Raw genomic sequence first — 1591 nt, forward strand, 5'->3', positions numbered from 1 at the left:
CCACGCCAATCATAGTATCCATTATATGCCGTCCTCTCCGTTTTGTGGCTCTGAACACCACAATCTTGGCACATCGCGATGCCGTTTGGGGAGGGCGGCAACCATTCCATCTGCCCTATCGCCGTCCTCGGCACCGACGATCTCGAGCCGCGCGTTTCGGTAGCCCTCCCGTGCGATCCAGAGCTCGGCCGCGGTGATCGATTCCGCCAGATGCAGGAGTTCGGTGTTGCCACCGAAGTCCAGAAGCACGCGGACCTGCCCCAGCTGTGGTTCCTCGGCGACCTCGAAGACCAACCGGCTGTCCGCTGAATGGCTGCGCATGATGGTGACGAGGATGACCCCGTCCGAGGAGAAGTTCCCTTCATGCAGCGTGAAGGAGGCCGGTGCCGTCCAGGTCGGATAGACCCGGGGCGGCTCCTTCTTCACAAGACGGCCGACGCCGTTCGAACGCTCCCAAGCCGCCAGCTTCTTGGTGAAACGTGCCGGCGGCTTGGGACTGCCGTCGGTGTAGCGGATCAGTGCCCCGAGGGGGGCTGTGTCGATGATGTTTGTTGCAGACATGATTCCTCATCCCGAATGCGAGTGGTCGCATTCATCATATTGATATTGCTGTATTTTGTGAGACCAAGGGCGAGTTTCCTCGCCCCCGGATGGCTCAGATCATTCCGCGGCCATCATCGATGCATTGCCGTCGGGCAGATCAGCCGTCAGGAAAGCCGGGAGGTCGATGTCGTCGGGCTCACCCGCATCTTCCCCCTGCCCTTCTCCGACCGCCTCGCCGTCGAACGTCACCAGATCGGCCCGGCGCAGGACCTCGGGCAACCAGCCGCTGCCCTTGAGGAGCCGCTCGGCTTCGGTCGCCATCTCGCCCTTCTTCAGGTGATCCAGAAGCTGCGCGGTGCCGTCCCCCTTCGCCTCGCGCACGGCCTCGAGGATCCGAGCCTTGGGCACGCGGTTGAGGTAGCCATCGACCGTCGGCTCCCAGCCCGCTTCGACCATGTCGAGATCGACCGCGCGGGCCACGAGATCGGCATGGGCCATGCGGCGGGTCAGGCCGCTGGCCGAGATGCCTGCACCGTAGGGGTTCACCTTCTCATGGAGCGCGTTGATCCCGAAGCTGAGGCAATGCGCCAGGAGCGCCAGACGGCTGCCCTGGTCGAGGACCGTCAGATACTCCCAGAGCGCGGCATCGTCGCCGAGCGGCAGATCAGACTCCCAGGCAGCGTGACGCTCATCGACCAGCTTTGCGACGACGCTGTCCTTGAGATCGGGCGCCTGCGCCGACATGTAGACATGACGCACGGAGGCTTCGAGACAGCTGCCCGAGGCTGAGGAGGTGCGGAAGGTATCCGTCACCAGCTTCAGGAGCAGAAGCGTCAGCGCCACGTCCGGCGAACGCCCGATGGCCTCGCGTAGCGCGAGGGTCCGGTGGGCCGTCAGTTCCATGACCAGCCGCTCGGGCAGCGGCTTCAGCGCGCCGTCATCTTCCTCGTCGGACGGATCAGCACCGATCGGCTGACCTCCCGAGGTGATGACGGCGCCCCCGACGGAGGTCGCCGACGGGTTCCAGCTGGAAACACCGACATCACCC

Annotated in this window: 1 protein-coding gene and 1 pseudogene; both read right to left on the reverse strand. The window is 64.6% G+C overall.

What is annotated here, in order from left to right; all coding sequences use genetic code 11:
• Nucleotides 1-21 precede the first annotated feature (21 nt).
• Nucleotides 22-561 (reverse strand): hypothetical protein, encoded by a 540-nt coding sequence (locus Q8M85_RS17945; RefSeq protein WP_305547130.1) that lies wholly within the window; start codon nt 559-561, stop codon nt 22-24.
• A 99-nt stretch (nt 562-660) separates the two neighbouring features.
• Nucleotides 661-1591 (reverse strand): annotated as a pseudogene (locus tag Q8M85_RS17950) (DNA-binding protein); the annotation flags it as partial.

The organism is Tabrizicola sp., assembly GCF_030694085.1.
In the GTDB taxonomy this organism is placed as follows: Bacteria; Pseudomonadota; Alphaproteobacteria; order Rhodobacterales; family Rhodobacteraceae; genus Tabrizicola.

What these genes read in the sequence shown, in the direction of transcription:
- Q8M85_RS17945 (WP_305547130.1), bottom strand. Translation starts at nt 561, where the DNA reads ATGTCTGCAACAAACATCATCGACACAGCCCCCCTCGGGGCACTGATC.